This window comes from Streptomyces sp. CA-146814, assembly GCF_050942385.1.
In the GTDB taxonomy this organism is placed as follows: domain Bacteria; phylum Actinomycetota; class Actinomycetes; order Streptomycetales; family Streptomycetaceae; genus Streptomyces.
Genome location: NZ_CP192068.1, coordinates 3,581,247 through 3,594,628, shown reverse-complemented (window position 1 = coordinate 3,594,628; position 13,382 = coordinate 3,581,247). Strand labels below are relative to the sequence as shown.

At 72.1% G+C, this 13,382-nt stretch carries 13 protein-coding genes; 8 read left to right on the top strand and 5 right to left on the bottom strand.

Annotation, left to right across the window (positions count from 1 at the left end; all coding sequences use genetic code 11):
- Positions 1-63: 63 nt before the first annotated feature.
- From ACQP09_RS15855 to ACQP09_RS15825, 7 genes are all read left to right on the top strand, one after another.
- Positions 64-912 (top strand): tryptophan 2,3-dioxygenase family protein, encoded by an 849-nt coding sequence (locus ACQP09_RS15855; protein ID WP_432152732.1) that lies wholly within the window; start codon positions 64-66, stop codon positions 910-912.
- On the top strand, positions 905-2,116 hold the full coding sequence (gene kynU, locus ACQP09_RS15850) for a kynureninase (RefSeq protein WP_433399915.1): 1,212 nt from the start codon (positions 905-907) through the stop codon (positions 2,114-2,116). Before ACQP09_RS15855 ends, kynU begins: the two co-directional genes overlap by 8 nt.
- A 135-nt stretch (positions 2,117-2,251) precedes the next feature.
- Positions 2,252-3,145 carry an alpha/beta hydrolase family protein gene (locus ACQP09_RS15845; RefSeq protein WP_433399912.1) on the top strand — a complete coding sequence of 298 codons (894 nt, stop codon included), beginning with the start codon at positions 2,252-2,254 and terminating at the stop codon, positions 3,143-3,145.
- Between the two features lie 113 nt (positions 3,146-3,258).
- Positions 3,259-4,080, top strand: coding sequence for an NAD(P)H-binding protein (locus tag ACQP09_RS15840; RefSeq protein ID WP_433399909.1), 822 nt, complete (start codon positions 3,259-3,261; stop codon positions 4,078-4,080).
- Between the two features lie 138 nt (positions 4,081-4,218).
- A complete protein-coding gene (locus tag ACQP09_RS15835; RefSeq protein ID WP_433399906.1) occupies positions 4,219-5,571 on the top strand; it encodes a sensor histidine kinase in 1,353 nt (450 codons plus the stop codon).
- Entirely contained in the window at positions 5,568-6,260 is a 693-nt protein-coding gene (locus tag ACQP09_RS15830) for a response regulator (RefSeq protein WP_432152727.1), read from the top strand. Before ACQP09_RS15835 ends, ACQP09_RS15830 begins: the two co-directional genes overlap by 4 nt.
- 56 nt (positions 6,261-6,316) lie before the next feature.
- Complete coding sequence (locus tag ACQP09_RS15825) at positions 6,317-7,522, top strand: cytochrome P450 (protein ID WP_433399903.1); 1,206 nt, start codon at positions 6,317-6,319, stop codon at positions 7,520-7,522.
- A gap of 206 nt (positions 7,523-7,728) precedes the next feature.
- On the opposite strand, the gene ACQP09_RS15820 is transcribed toward ACQP09_RS15825, so the two are convergent.
- Positions 7,729-8,001 carry a DUF1876 domain-containing protein gene (locus ACQP09_RS15820; RefSeq protein ID WP_026241848.1) on the bottom strand — a complete coding sequence of 91 codons (273 nt, stop codon included), beginning with the start codon at positions 7,999-8,001 and terminating at the stop codon, positions 7,729-7,731.
- 87 nt (positions 8,002-8,088) lie between these two features.
- Complete coding sequence (locus ACQP09_RS15815; protein WP_433399900.1) at positions 8,089-8,970, bottom strand: diacylglycerol kinase; 882 nt, start codon at positions 8,968-8,970, stop codon at positions 8,089-8,091.
- 186 nt (positions 8,971-9,156) lie between these two features.
- Between ACQP09_RS15815 and ACQP09_RS15810 the strand changes: the two genes are divergently transcribed.
- A complete protein-coding gene (locus ACQP09_RS15810; protein ID WP_404061936.1) occupies positions 9,157-10,440 on the top strand; it encodes an adenylosuccinate synthase in 1,284 nt (427 codons plus the stop codon).
- Positions 10,441-10,536: 96 nt separating this feature from the next.
- Here ACQP09_RS15810 and ACQP09_RS15805 read toward each other — a convergent pair whose 3' ends face one another.
- From ACQP09_RS15805 to ACQP09_RS15795, 3 genes are read right to left on the bottom strand one after another with little or no spacing between them, the layout of a single operon-like run.
- Positions 10,537-11,706, bottom strand: coding sequence for an oxygenase MpaB family protein (locus ACQP09_RS15805; protein ID WP_433399897.1), 1,170 nt, complete (start codon positions 11,704-11,706; stop codon positions 10,537-10,539).
- A 47-nt stretch (positions 11,707-11,753) separates the two neighbouring features.
- Positions 11,754-12,815 carry a polyprenyl synthetase family protein gene (locus ACQP09_RS15800; protein ID WP_433399894.1) on the bottom strand — a complete coding sequence of 354 codons (1,062 nt, stop codon included), beginning with the start codon at positions 12,813-12,815 and terminating at the stop codon, positions 11,754-11,756.
- Entirely contained in the window at positions 12,808-13,095 is a 288-nt protein-coding gene (locus ACQP09_RS15795) for a hypothetical protein (RefSeq protein WP_433399891.1), read from the bottom strand. The genes ACQP09_RS15800 and ACQP09_RS15795 overlap by 8 nt, the downstream gene beginning before the upstream one ends.
- Positions 13,096-13,382: the final 287 nt, after the last annotated feature.

The window sequence follows — 13,382 nt, the reverse complement described above, 5'->3', positions numbered from 1 at the left end:
GAGCTCCATCACCTCACGGAAGGGGCGGACCGCTACCCGGAAGCTCGTGTCGAGGAGACAGCGATGTCGACCAATCACCCCGACCCCGAAGCCACCGGTGCGGACACCCCGTACCTGGACTTCGCGGGAACGACTCCGTACGAGGACTATGTCCAGGCGGATGTCCTGACCCACCTCCAGCACCTCCGCTCGGACGACCCCGGCGAGATGGTCTTCCTGGTCACCACCCAGGTCATGGAGCTGTGGTTCACGGTCATCGTCCATGAGTGGGAGACCGCCACCCGCGCGCTGCGCGAGGACCGCATACCTGTCGCGCGCGACGCCCTGAAGCGTTCGCTGCGCGAGCTGGAGGCGCTCAACGAGTCCTGGCGGCCGCTCGCCGGACTCACCCCCGCCCAGTTCAACTCCTACCGTGGCTCGCTCGGCGAGGGCTCCGGATTCCAGTCGGCGATGTACCGGCGCATGGAGTTCCTGCTCGGCGACAAGTCCGCCTCCATGCTGGTGCCGCACCGGGGCGCGCCCCGTGTCCACGCCGAGCTGGAGAAGGCGCTCGGAGAGCCCAGCCTGTACGACGAGACGCTGGCGCTGCTGGCCCGGCGCGGGTACGCCATCCCGGAGTCCGTCACCGGCCGCGACCTGACCAAGCGGTACGAGCCGTCGCCCGAGGTCGAGGCGGTGTGGGCGGAGATCTACGCCTCCGACGACCAGAACGACGAGCTGGTCCGCCTCGGCGAGCTGCTCACCGACGTCGGCGAGCTCGTCTGGCGATGGCGTAACGACCACCTCGTCGCCACCCGCCGCGCGATGGGCTCCAAGACCGGTACCGGCGGTTCCGCCGGGGTGGCCTGGCTGGAGAAGCGCGCCACGAAGAACGTGTTCCCGGAGCTGTGGACGGCGCGCAGCCATGTCTGAGACGTTTCGTCAGCGGGCACTCGCCCTCGACGCCGCCGACCCGCTGGCCGACCGCCGCAAGCTCTTCGCGCTCGACGACGGCGTCTACCTCGACGGCAACTCGCTCGGCGCGCTCCCCGTCCACGTCCCGGCCCGCGTGCAGGACGTCCTCACCCGCCAGTGGGGCGAGCTGCGCATCCGGTCCTGGGACGAGAGCGGCTGGTGGACCGCGCCCGAGCGGATCGGCGACCGGATCGCGCCGCTCGTCGGGGCCGCCGCCGGGCAGATCGTCGTCGGTGACTCGACCAGCGTGAACGTCTTCAAGGCCGTCGTCGCCGCCACCCGCCTCGCCGGTCTCGCGGGCGGGGGACGCGACGAGATCCTGGTTGACGCGACGACGTTTCCCACGGACGGGTACATCGCCGCCTCCGCCGCCCGGCTCACCGGCCACCGCATCGTGCCGGTCGCACCCGACGACGTACCGTCCGCGCTCGGGGAGCGTACGGCCGCCGTCCTCCTCAACCAGGTGGACTTCCGTACGGGACGGCTGCACGACCTGCCCGGGCTGACCGCTGCCGTCCACGCGGCGGGCGCGATCGCCGTCTGGGACCTCTGCCACAGCGCGGGCGCCCTGCCGGTCGGGCTGGACGAGCACGGCGTGGACCTGGCGGTCGGCTGCACCTACAAGTACCTGAACGGCGGCCCCGGTTCGCCCGCGTACCTGTACGTCGCCGAGCGCCACCAGGCCGCCTTCGACTCCCCGCTGCCGGGCTGGAACTCGCACGCCGACCCGTTCGGCATGACCCCCGACTACGCCCCGGCGGACGGTTCCGTACGGGGCCGGGTCGGCACGCCCGACATCGTCTCCATGCTCACGCTGGAGGCGGCGCTGGACGTGTGGGACGGCGTCTCGGTGGACGCGGTGCGGGCCAAGTCGCTGGCGCTGACGGACTTCTTCCTGGAGTGCGTCGCGGCGTACGCACCGGCGGGCCGGGTCGTCTCCGTCACCCCGGCCGCGCACGCCGAACGCGGCAGCCAGGTCGCCCTGCGCTGCGCCGAGGCCGAGCCGGTGATGCGTCGCCTCATCGAGCGTGGGGTCGTCGGCGATCTGCGGCGGCCCGACGTGCTGCGGTTCGGATTCACCCCGCTGTACGTCGGGTTCGCCGACGCGGAACGGGCGGCGCGGGTCCTGGCCGGGGTGCTGGAGGAGACACCGGCGCGCTGACGGGCCGTCAATCCTGTGCGGCCGGGCGGGGGCGGTGCCGATCACTGGTACCGTCCCCGCAGGTCAACCCAGTTGGGCACCTGGCACCGGCACAGGACCCTGGCGCAGGACACAGGCATAGGACGGTTGAGCAGCATGTCGGATTCCCCGGGTCTCCCGGACTCTGTCGCGCGGGAACGGGACGAGGCCGAGAGCGCGTCGGCGTTCGCTCATCCCGCCGTCGCCCCCGACCGGACCGCCGCCTACGGCGACCACCCCGACCAGGTCATCGACTTCTACGCCCCGCACGGCGGCCGCACCGCCGCCCCGCTCGTCGTCCTGCTGCACGGCGGCGCCTGGCGGGCCCCCTACGACCGGGCGCACGTCTCCCCGCTCGCGGGCTTCCTGGCCCGGCGGGGGTTCGCCGTGGCGAGCGTGGAGTACCGGCGCGGCGGCGAGGGCGAGGCGCTGCCCGGCGCCGACCCGGTCGCGGGGCGCTGGCCGGAGACCTTCGACGACGTGGCCGCCGCGCTCGACGCCGTACCGGCCCTGGCCGCGCGCGAGCTGCCGGAGGCCGACGTACGCCGGATCGTGGTCACCGGCCACTCCGCCGGCGGGCACCTCGCGCTCTGGGCGGCGGCACGGCACGTGCTGCCCGAGGCGTCGCCGTGGCACCTGCCCGCCCCGCCGCCGCTGCGCGGGGTCGTCGCGCTGGCCCCGATCGCGGACTTCCGGACGGCGGTGAAGCTGGGGGTGTGCGGCGGAGCGGTCACGCAACTCCTCAGCGGTGGAGAGGAGTTCGACGACCGTACGGCCCAGGCCGACCCGGCCGTCCTGCTGCCCACCGGGATCGCCACCGCGATCGTCCACGGCGAGGAGGACATCGTCGTCCCGTCGGCGGTGTCGGAGTCGTACGTCGACGCGGCGGCGAAGTCCGGCGAGATGGTCGGGCTCACGCTGCTCGGCGACGTCGGGCACTTCCCGCTGATCGATCCGGGCGCCGACGCCTGCGCGATCGTGGCGGAGGAGATCACGCAGCTGGCGTGGTGAGCCCCCCCGGATGCGCCCCTCCGTTGCGGACAGAAGCTGACCGCAAGGGTCCCTAGGTTGGTCGATGTCGAACCGCAGCCGGTCGACGTCGAACCGAACGAAGGAGATCCGCCATGACGATCCTGGTGACCGGAGCCACGGGAACGGTCGGCCGTCGAGTGGTCGAGCAGCTGCTGGAGCGCGGCGAGCACGTCCGGGCCGTCACCCGCGATCCGGCGCGTGCGGAGTTCCCGGCGGGCGTCGACGTCGTCCGCGGTGACCTCGCCGATCCGGCGTCGCTGGAGAGCGCGCTGGAAGGCGTGACCGGGCTGCACCTGATCACCTTCGACGGCGGCCTCTTCGCCCCGCTGGCGACCGGTGAGCAGATCATGGAGCGGGCCCGCGCGGCCGGGGTGCGGCGGGTGACCGTGCTCAACGGCGGCGGGGACACGCCGATGGAGAGCGCGGTGCGCGCGAGCGGGCTGGCGTGGACGGTCGTCATGCCGGTCGAGTTCATGGCGAACGCGCTGGAGTGGGCGCCCGGCATCAAGGCGGACGGTGTGGTCCGCGAGCCCTTCGTCGGCCGGCTGAGCGCGATGGTCCACGAGTCCGACATCGGCTCGGTCGCGGCGACGGCGCTCACCGAGGACGGCCACGGCGGCCAGGTGTACCTGATCACCGGCCCGCAGGCGCTGACCGTCGGCGACAAGGTGGCGGCGATCGCGGCGGCGCGGGGCGAGGCGGTCGAGCTGGTCGAGCTGACCGAGGAGGAGGCGCTCGCCGGCTGGCGGGCGAACGGGATGCCGGAGGATGTCATCGCGTTCCTCATCGAGGTCTACCGGGACACCCCGCCGGAGGGGAAGACGGTGATCGACACCGTGGAGAAGGTGACCGGGCGGCCGGCGCGGACGTTCGCGGAGTGGGCCGGTGAGCACGCGGAGTTCTTCCGCCCGTGACTCCGGTGCGCGCGGTGCGCCGGGGCGCGAGAGGCCCGGTGGGGCCACCGGTAGGGGGTATGTAGTCCTTGAGGGGGACGGTCCGGAATCACCATCTGTAGGGACGACCTGCACGCGGCCGCCGCCTACCGTGGAAACGTGACCGAGACCCAGACGAAGACCAGTAGCCCGGAGATCCGGGCGGCCGCCGGCGCGATGGACGGCCTGCGGGAAGACCTCTTCCGCCATGTGTTCGCCTACCGCCCGCTGCCGCCCCTCTCGCCGGAGGGGCGGTTCATACGCCGGCTGCCCGAGGGGCTGAAGCGGGCCGTCGTCTGGACGCCGCACGCGCTGGTGCTGTTCGCGGCCTTCATCGTGATGATGGCCGGGTTCGCCAACTGGCACTTCCGCATCTTCATGGGGCTGGTGCCCGCGATCGCGGTCGCGATGACGCTGGTCCGGCCGGTCGCCGCGTTCTGGGCGTCCTGGGTCGCGACCCTCTTCTGCGCGCTCCTGGGCAGCGAGGGGCTGTGGGGCCCCAGCGCCTTCATCGCGCAGGTGGTGGTCCTGGTGGTCGTGGCGGCCCGGACCCGGCCCCGTACGGCGGTCTGGATGTGGCTGCTGACCCTGCTGCTCGGAGTGGTGCTGGAGGGCGGGGACCCGTCCATCACCGCGCCCATGGCCGTCCTCTCGGCCTTCGCGCTGCTCGTCGTCGCCATCTACCAGGTCCGGCGCGACGCCGAGCAGGAGGTCCGTGACGCCGAGCGCGAGGTGACCGTGCAGCGCACCGTCACCGCCGTCGAGCGCGACCGGCGCACACTGCTGGAGGAGCGCACCACCATCGCCCGGGAGCTGCACGACGTGGTCGCCCACCACATGTCGGTCGTCGCGATCCAGGCCGAGGCCGCGCCCTACCGGGTGGAGAACCCGCCGCCCGAGCTGGAGCAGGCCTTCGTCACCATCCGGGAGAACGCGGTGGCCGCCCTCACCGAGCTGCGCCGCGTCCTCGGAGTCGTCCGCGCCGAGGACTACGAGGCTCCGGACGCCCCGCAGCCCACCCTCGCCGTCCTGGACGGGCTCCTGGACAACGTCCGCGAGACGGGTCTGGAGACGGAGAAGGTGATCACCGGGGCCGTCCGCGAGCTGCCCCAGGGCGTGGAGCTGTCGGCGTACCGGATCATCCAGGAGGCCCTCAGCAACACGCTGCGCCACGCGCCGGGCGCCACGGCCAGGGTCGAGATCTCGTACGTGCTCGGCGGGATAGGCCTGCGGATCGTCAACGGGCCCCCGAGGGGCCTGGTCAAGCCGTCGCCGGGGGCCGGGCACGGGATCACCGGGATGCGGGAGCGGGTCGCGATGCTGGACGGTGTGATGACGGCGGCGGCGACGGAGGACGGCGGGTACGAGGTCGCGGTGTTCCTGCCCGTACCGCCGGCGGAGAGCGAGCCGGAGGAGCGGAACGCGGTGCCGAACGCCGAGACCGTCACCATCGAACGGGACGGCAGCGCATGAGCGGCACCGGCACCACCGCGGGGGCGGGCACCGACATCCGCGTCCTGATCGTCGACGACCAGATGATGGTCCGCGAGGGCTTCTCCGTCCTGCTCAACGCGATGCCCGGGATCACGGTGATCGGGGAGGCGGTGGACGGCCGGCAGGCCGTCTCCCAGGTCACCGCCCTGCGCCCGGACGTCGTCCTGATGGACATCCGGATGCCCGAGATGAACGGCATCGAGGCCACCCGCGAGATCGTCGCGCAGGACGCGGACGCCAAGGTGCTGGTCCTGACCACCTTCGACCTGGACGAGTACGTGTACCAGGCGCTGCGGGCCGGAGCCTCGGGCTTCCTCCTGAAGGACGCCTCGGCCCGGCAGCTCGCGGACGGCGTACGGGTGGTGGCCTCGGGCGAGGCGCTGCTCGCGCCGACCGTGACCCGGCGGCTGATCACCGAGTTCTCCAAGCTCGCGGAGGCCCCGAGACCGCCCGCGCTCGCCCGGATCGGGGACCTCACGGAGCGTGAGACGGAGGTGCTCGTCCTGATCGCGCAGGGGCTCTCCAACGCGGAGATCGCCTCGCACCTGATCGTCGCCGAGTCCACGATCAAGACCCATGTGAGCCGGATCCTGGTGAAGCTGGGGCTGCGCGACCGGACGCAGGCGGCGGTGTTCGCGTACGAGGCACGGCTGGTCACGCCGGGGTGACCTCGGGCCTTCGTCGGCCCCCTTGCGGTGGTGGCGGGCGCGGGTAGCGTCGGGTCATGCATGTGTCCTTCGACCCCTGGTCGCCCGCGTTCGTCGCCGATCCCTACCCCGCTTACGCCGCCCTGCGGGCCGCCGGCCGGGCGCACTGGTTCGAGCCGACCGGGCAGTGGCTGATCCCGCACCACTCCGACGTATCGGCCCTGCTGCGCGACCGGCGTCTTGGCCGGACGTATCTGCACCGCTTCACCCACGAGGAGTTCGGCCGCACGCCGCCGCCCGCCGCGCACGAGCCGTTCACCACGCTCAACGGGCAGGGGCTGCTCGACCTGGAGGCGCCCGACCACCCCCGGATCCGGCGGCTCGTCTCCAAGGCGTTCACGCCGCGTACGGTCGAGAACCTGGCGCCGACCGTACGGCGGCTGGCGGCCGGGCTGGTCGACGCGTTCGTGGCCAAGGGCGGCGGGGACCTGCTGGCGGAGGTCGCCGAGCCGCTGCCGGTCGCGGTGATCGCGGAGATGCTGGGCGTGCCGGAGGAGGACCGGGGGCCGCTGCGGCCCTGGTCGGCGGCGATCTGCGGGATGTACGAGCTGAACCCGTCGGAGAAGACGGCGACGGCGGCCGTGCGGGCGTCGGAGGAGTTCTCGGCGTACCTGCGCGGGCTGATCGCCGAGCGGCGGACCGCCCCCGGCGACGACCTGATCTCGGCGCTCATCGCCGCCCACGACGAGGGCGAGCGGCTGACCGAGCAGGAGATGGTCTCCACGTGTGTGCTGCTGCTGAACGCGGGCCACGAGGCGACGGTGAACACCACGGTCAACGGGTGGCGGACGCTCTTCCACCACCCGGAGCAGCTCGCCGCGCTCCGGGCCGCGCCCGCGTCGCTGCCGACGGCTGTGGAGGAACTCCTGCGCTACGACACGCCGTTGCAGCTGTTCGAGCGGTGGGTGCTGGACGACATCGAGGTCGACGGGCAGGTCATAGGGCGCGGTTCGGAGGTGGCGCTGCTGTTCGGCTCGGCCAACCGGGACCCGGAGCGGTTCGCGGACCCGGAGAGGCTGGACCTGACCCGGCCGGACAACCAGCATGTGTCGCTCGGCGCGGGCATCCACTACTGCCTGGGCGCTCCGCTGGCGCGGCTCGAACTGGCTTCTTCCTTCGAGGAGTTGTTGCGGAAGGCGCCCGCGATGCGGATGGTGGCGGAGCCGGAGTGGCAGCCGGGGTATGTGATCCGGGGGCTGAAGGAGCTGGTGGTGGAGGTGTAGCGCGGCCTTCTCAGCAGGGGGAGCCAGGCCGCGATGGCGCGGTTCCGCGTCTCGGGGGCGCTGCCCCCGCACCCCCGCTCCTCAAACGCCGGAGGGGCTGAAAATGCGGGCCCTGCTCCGGACCCCCGCTCCTCAAACGCCGGAAGGGCTGGAAGGGGCGCCCGGAAGGGGCTGGAAGGGGCGCCCGGAAAGGGCTGGAGATGGTCCTACGTCAGCGGGTACGACGTCCGGCCCGAGGCCTCGTCGATCTCGTCGTGGGCCTTGGTCAGCAGCTTCATCGCCAGTTCGTTGAGGGCTCGCGCCCCCGCGATCTCCTCGCCGACCCGCTGCTGGTCCTCGTCCGAGGGGTGGCGGCTGGCGTAGCCGTGGGCGCGTACCTCGGTTCCGTCGGAGAGGCGGACGAGGGCCGCCGCGCGGGTGCGGTGCGAGTCCTCCTCGAATTCGAGGTCGATGTGCCAGCCGACAGCGACTCGGGGCATGGTGGTGCTGGTCATGACGGTCACCTCCGCGGCCGATTGCCGTGCGTCTTCTCGTAGATATCCCGTACGTATCCCGTACGTACCCTTCTAGCGTCCTCCCGCAGCGCCGTCCGCGCTCGCCGGGAGCGGCAGCATCAGGCCCCAGGCGCCCGCCCGTACGGTCCAGGTCCGGGTGCGGACCGGGCCGCCGGTCTGTATGTCGGCGCGGTAGCGGAAGTCCGCGCCGGAGACGGTGACGGCCTTGGCCTCCGCCGTGACGTCCTCGCCGGCCGAGGTGCGGACGACCACGTCGGCGAGGCCCCCGTCGCCCTGGGAGAGCACCGAGACGCCGCGCACCGGCGCGTCCAGGTCGCTCAGCAGCACCCCGTCCGCCTCGACCCGCAGCCGGTACGTCCCCGGGGGCGCGGTGGCGGCGCCCGGGGCCGCCGGGCGGACCAGGGACGTCACCAGGGAGCGGCAGGTGTCCCAGACGGCCGTGACGCCCGTGTGCGGGGCCCCCGTACCGGGCACCGGCGTGGGGGCGGGGATGCAGAGCCGGCCGAGCACCACACCGTCGCTGTCGTCCACCAGCAGGTCCAGGCGCCGCACCACGCCGTCCAGCGCCGTCCGCGCGGCCGCCACAGCGCTCCGGGGCACACCGAGGGCGTGGGCCACCTCCAGGGCGTGCGTGGCGCCCACCGGGATCAGCGAGAGGACGCCCCGGGCCAGCTCGCGTTCCCGGTGGAGCTGGGCCACGGCACGCAGCAGCGCGTGGTCGTCGCCGACCACCACCGGGCGCCGCGCACCCCGCCGGGACAGGGCGCGGGCGAACTCCTCCGGGGTGTCCGGAAGGCAGATCTTGGCGTGCGAACCGGCGCTCAGCACGTCCTTCGCGATCCGGACGGACTCGCCGTCGGTCCGGCGGGCGGCCGGGTCGATGACCACCAGAAGCTGGTCGCCGCCGTCGCCGGGGGGCTCTGCAGCCGACACCTCGGTCCTTCCTCGGGTAGCATCTTGGTGCAAGAGCCCCTTGCGCTATTGCGCCAGGGGCTTCGTCTATTCCGGGGCACCCGGTTCGACGGCTCAGGCTTTGCCGTACATCGTCGTGCGGCAGGTACGACCTTTACGTACGCCCCCTGACCTTGGACATGCCCCGCCCGGAAGGGGTGTACGCCTGTGCCCGCACTTGTGCTGCTCGGTGCTCAGTGGGGTGACGAGGGCAAGGGGAAGGCCACCGATCTCCTCGGTGGATCCGTGGACTATGTCGTGCGATACCAAGGCGGTAACAACGCCGGTCACACGGTCGTCGTGGGCGACCAGAAGTACGCACTGCATCTCCTCCCCTCCGGAATCCTGTCGCCGGGCTGTACCCCGGTCATCGGGAACGGTGTCGTGGTCGACCCGGCGGTCCTGCTCTCCGAGCTGAGCGGTCTGAACGAGCGAGGCGTCGACACGTCCAAGCTTCTGATCAGCGGCAACGCTCATTTGATCACTCCGTACAACGTCACGCTCGACAAGGTGACCGAGCGCTTCCTCGGGAAGCGCAAGATCGGCACGACGGGCCGGGGCATCGGCCCGACGTACGCCGACAAGATCAACCGGGTGGGGATCCGCGTCCAGGACCTCTACGACGAGTCGATCCTGGAGCAGAAGGTGGAGGCGGCCCTGGAGCAGAAGAACCAGCTCCTGGCCAAGGTCTTCAACCGCCGCGCGATCGAGGCCGGCAAGGTCGTCGAGGACATGCTCCAGTACGCGGAGCAGATCAAGCCGTTCGTCGCCGACACGACCCTGATCCTGAACGATGCCATCGACGAGGGCAAGGTCGTGCTCTTCGAGGGCGGCCAGGGCACCCTGCTCGACGTCGACCACGGCACGTATCCCTTCGTCACCTCGTCGAACCCGACGGCCGGCGGCGCCTGCACCGGTGCCGGTGTCGGCCCGACGAAGATCAGCCGCGTCATCGGCATCCTCAAGGCCTATACGACGCGTGTCGGCGCCGGTCCGTTCCCGACGGAGCTGCACGACGAGGACGGCGAGGCGCTGCGGCGCATCGGCGGCGAGCGCGGTGTGACCACCGGCCGTGACCGCCGCTGCGGCTGGTTCGACGCCCCGATCGCGCGGTACGCGACCCGGGTCAACGGCCTGACCGACTTCTTCCTCACCAAGCTGGACGTCCTCACCGGCTGGGAGCAGATCCCGGTCTGCGTGGCGTACGAGATCGACGGCAAGCGCGTCGAGGAACTCCCGTACAACCAGACCGACTTCCACCACGCGAAGCCGATCTACGAGAACCTGCCGGGCTGGTCCGAGGACATCACGCAGGCGCAGACCTTCGACGACCTGCCGAAGAACGCGCAGGCGTACGTGAAGGCGCTGGAGGAGATGTCGGGCGCGCCGATCTCCGCGATCGGCGTCGGCCCCGGCCGGACCGAGACGATCCAGATCAACTCGTTCCTGTAGGAGCACCTGAGGAGCACCTGAGGAGCACCTGCTTCCCGAACGACCGCAGGGCCCCGGATCCGTGTCGATCCGGGGCCCCGCTGTCGTTCCGCCGGTCTACCGAGGTCCCGGCACCGTCACCGCCGGAGGGCTCCAGCGGCCGGTGCGGCCGGGCCCGGACGGGACGCCGTACTCCTTCTTCAGGTGCTCGGGGATCGCGTAGTGCATGACGCGGCCCCGGGTCAGCGAGGACAGCTCCAGGACGGTGGTGAGGTGGCCGATCCGGTCCAGGGCCCAGGCGCCGAGCGGGGAGCGGTCCTCGATGGTCTCCAGGACGCCGAGCAGGTGCGGGACGGCCTTCGCGACGGTGTCCCAGGCGGTACGGGGCACCTCCAGCCAGTCCGCGCAGGTATCGCCGACGAGGTGGCGGATGAGGGCGGAGACGATCGGGTCGAAGAAGGTGCCGGGGACGACCTCCTCGTAGAGGTCGATGAGCTGCCGGGTCAGCAGCGCGCCCTCAGGCGAGGGACCCATGTGCCGGATCATGTACAGGTCGAGGAACTCCCGTGCCTCCGTGAGGGACTTGGGTACGGCCTCCTGGTCGACGCCCAGCATCGCGCCGACCACCCGCCACGCGTAGTAGTAGGCGTCCGCGCCCTCCTCGGACATATGGATGCCGAGTCGGTGCAGGCTGTCCAGCACCAGCATCGAGAAGAACATCTGCCCGCCGATCATGTCCTCCTGGCAGATCGGCACCCCCGCGCTCTCCATGTCCCAGGCGTCCTCGCGCCGCAGGTGGTGGCGGATGGAGGCGTGCAGGAGACGGACCTTCTGCGCCGCCGGGATGAAGCGGCTGCCGGCCTCGAAGGCGTCGGGCCGCATCAGGTGGACGGTGAACTGGCCTGTCTCCGCCATCCGTTTGGACGGGTAGTTCAGCCCGTGCGTCGCCGAGAGCAGCTTCGCCACGTGCGGGACGACGTAACAGGCGGGCATGGAGGCGAAGGAGAGGGCCGTGGAGATGTGCACGTTGTTGTCGATGAAGAACAGCCGGGCCTTCTCCATCTCGCCCCAGTCCACCCAGGACGGCGGCGCGGCCGTGACGTTCAGGTACTCCCGGGCCACGTCCGGCAGGCCGTCGGGGAGCGGGGCTCCGGCGGTGGAGACGTACCGCATCAGTGTGTTGAACGTGCCGACCTCGCCGCGTTCGAAGAGGGTGGCGACCGTGGCGTCGGCGAGTTCGTCGCCGCTGTGGCGGAGGGCGTCCAGCGATGTCCGGGTGTAGGTCATGGCGGGGAACAGCCTTTCTGGTGGGTTCGCGGCGAAGGCGTCGGCGGTCAGGAACGGCGGACGGCCGCCGAGTGCGCCAGCCTGGTGAGTGCGGTGGCGGCGGGGCCGGGCAGGTCCAGCTCGTCGAGTGCGCGCAGCGCCTCCTCGACCCGGGCGGCGATCATGGCCTCGACGCGGTCGGGGGCCTGCAGGCGGCGCATCACTTCGCGTACGGCGTCGGCTGCGTCCGCCGTGGAGGTCGCGGTGTCCGGCGCGAGCAGGGCGCGGAGGCGGTCCCGGTCCTCCTCCCCGGCCAGCCGCCAGGTCTCCGCGAGCAGGGCGGTCGGCCGATGGCCGCGTACGTCGTCGGAGCCGTCCTTGCCGGTGAGGGCGGGGTCCCCGAACAGGCCCAGCAGGTCGTCCCGCAGCTGGAACGCCTCGCCCAGCGGCAGCCCGTACGCCGAACACCCCGCGCGCAGCCGTTCACCGGCCCCGCCCAGGAGCACCCCGATCAACAGGGGCTGCTCCACGGTGTACTTGGCGGTCTTGTACCGGACGACCTTGAGCGAGGTCGCCGTATCGGGCACGGCGGCCCCGGTGTGCAGGATCTCCAGGCACTCGCCCGCCACCAACTCCCTTGCCAGCAGGGCCCAGAGCGGACGGGCCCGGCCCAGGTAGGCGGCGGGCAGGCCGCTGGTGACGAAGAGCTGCCCCGCCATCGACATCAGCAGGTCTCCGGCCAACATCGCCAACGAGCGTGCGGCCAGGCCTGGTTCGGGGTGACCTCGCACCGCCTTGCGCAGGGCCAGGTGGGCGGTGGGCCGTCCGTGCCGCAGCGGGCTGTCGTCGATCAGGTCGTCGTGGACCACGGCCGCCGCGTGCACCAGCTCCATGGAGGCCGCCGCCCGCACCAGGGCCTCGCTGTCGGGCTGTCCGGCCGCGCGCCAGCCCCAGTAGCAGAACGCCGCCCGCAGCCGTTTGCCGTCTGCCACGGCCGTCTCCACCGCGTCGGCCACCGGGCCCAGGGAGCCGTCGATCGCGGTGAGGTGGTCGGCCTCCTCGGCGGCGAAGCGGTGGAGCACCTGGTCCACCCGGGCCTTGAAGGCGCCCGGTTCCCACCCCTCAGACACGTTCGCCGTCACGCTGGGCGATCACATGGCGGGCCAGCACCTCCAGGTGGGCCGGGGGCGCCGCCGCGTACCGGTCGAGCGCCAGGCGGCCGCGCGCGATCAGGTCCTGCTCGGCCTCGGCCGCCAGCTCGGCGGTGTCGGACCGCCGCAGCAGCGCACGTACGGAGGTGAGGGCCGCGCCCACCGTGGTCACGGCCAGGTCCGTGAGGCCCGCCGCCAGCAGTACCGCCTGCTCGCCCGGTCCGCCGACGCCCTCGCGGGTGCCCGTCGCTCGTTCCACGCCATCCCCCAGCCGCAGTCTGTCCGAAGCCGCTGTCGGCCCGGTCGGCGCCGTCTCGTGCCGCGCTGCCGAGTCTCGCCCGGGGGTGGGCGCCGGTGCCGGGAGAACTCACCAACGAGTGATCGGCGTCTTTCAAACCTGCGGCCCGTCAGGCGGCCGATACCGTCCCGCATGCTGGACGCGCCCGAATCTTTTACCTGCGGCCAAGGCCCTGTTCGCGGCGTGATCCGGATCGACCGGCTCCGGAATCAGGGCAGTTGAGCGGCCTGATGGCATCGTTGTCACCG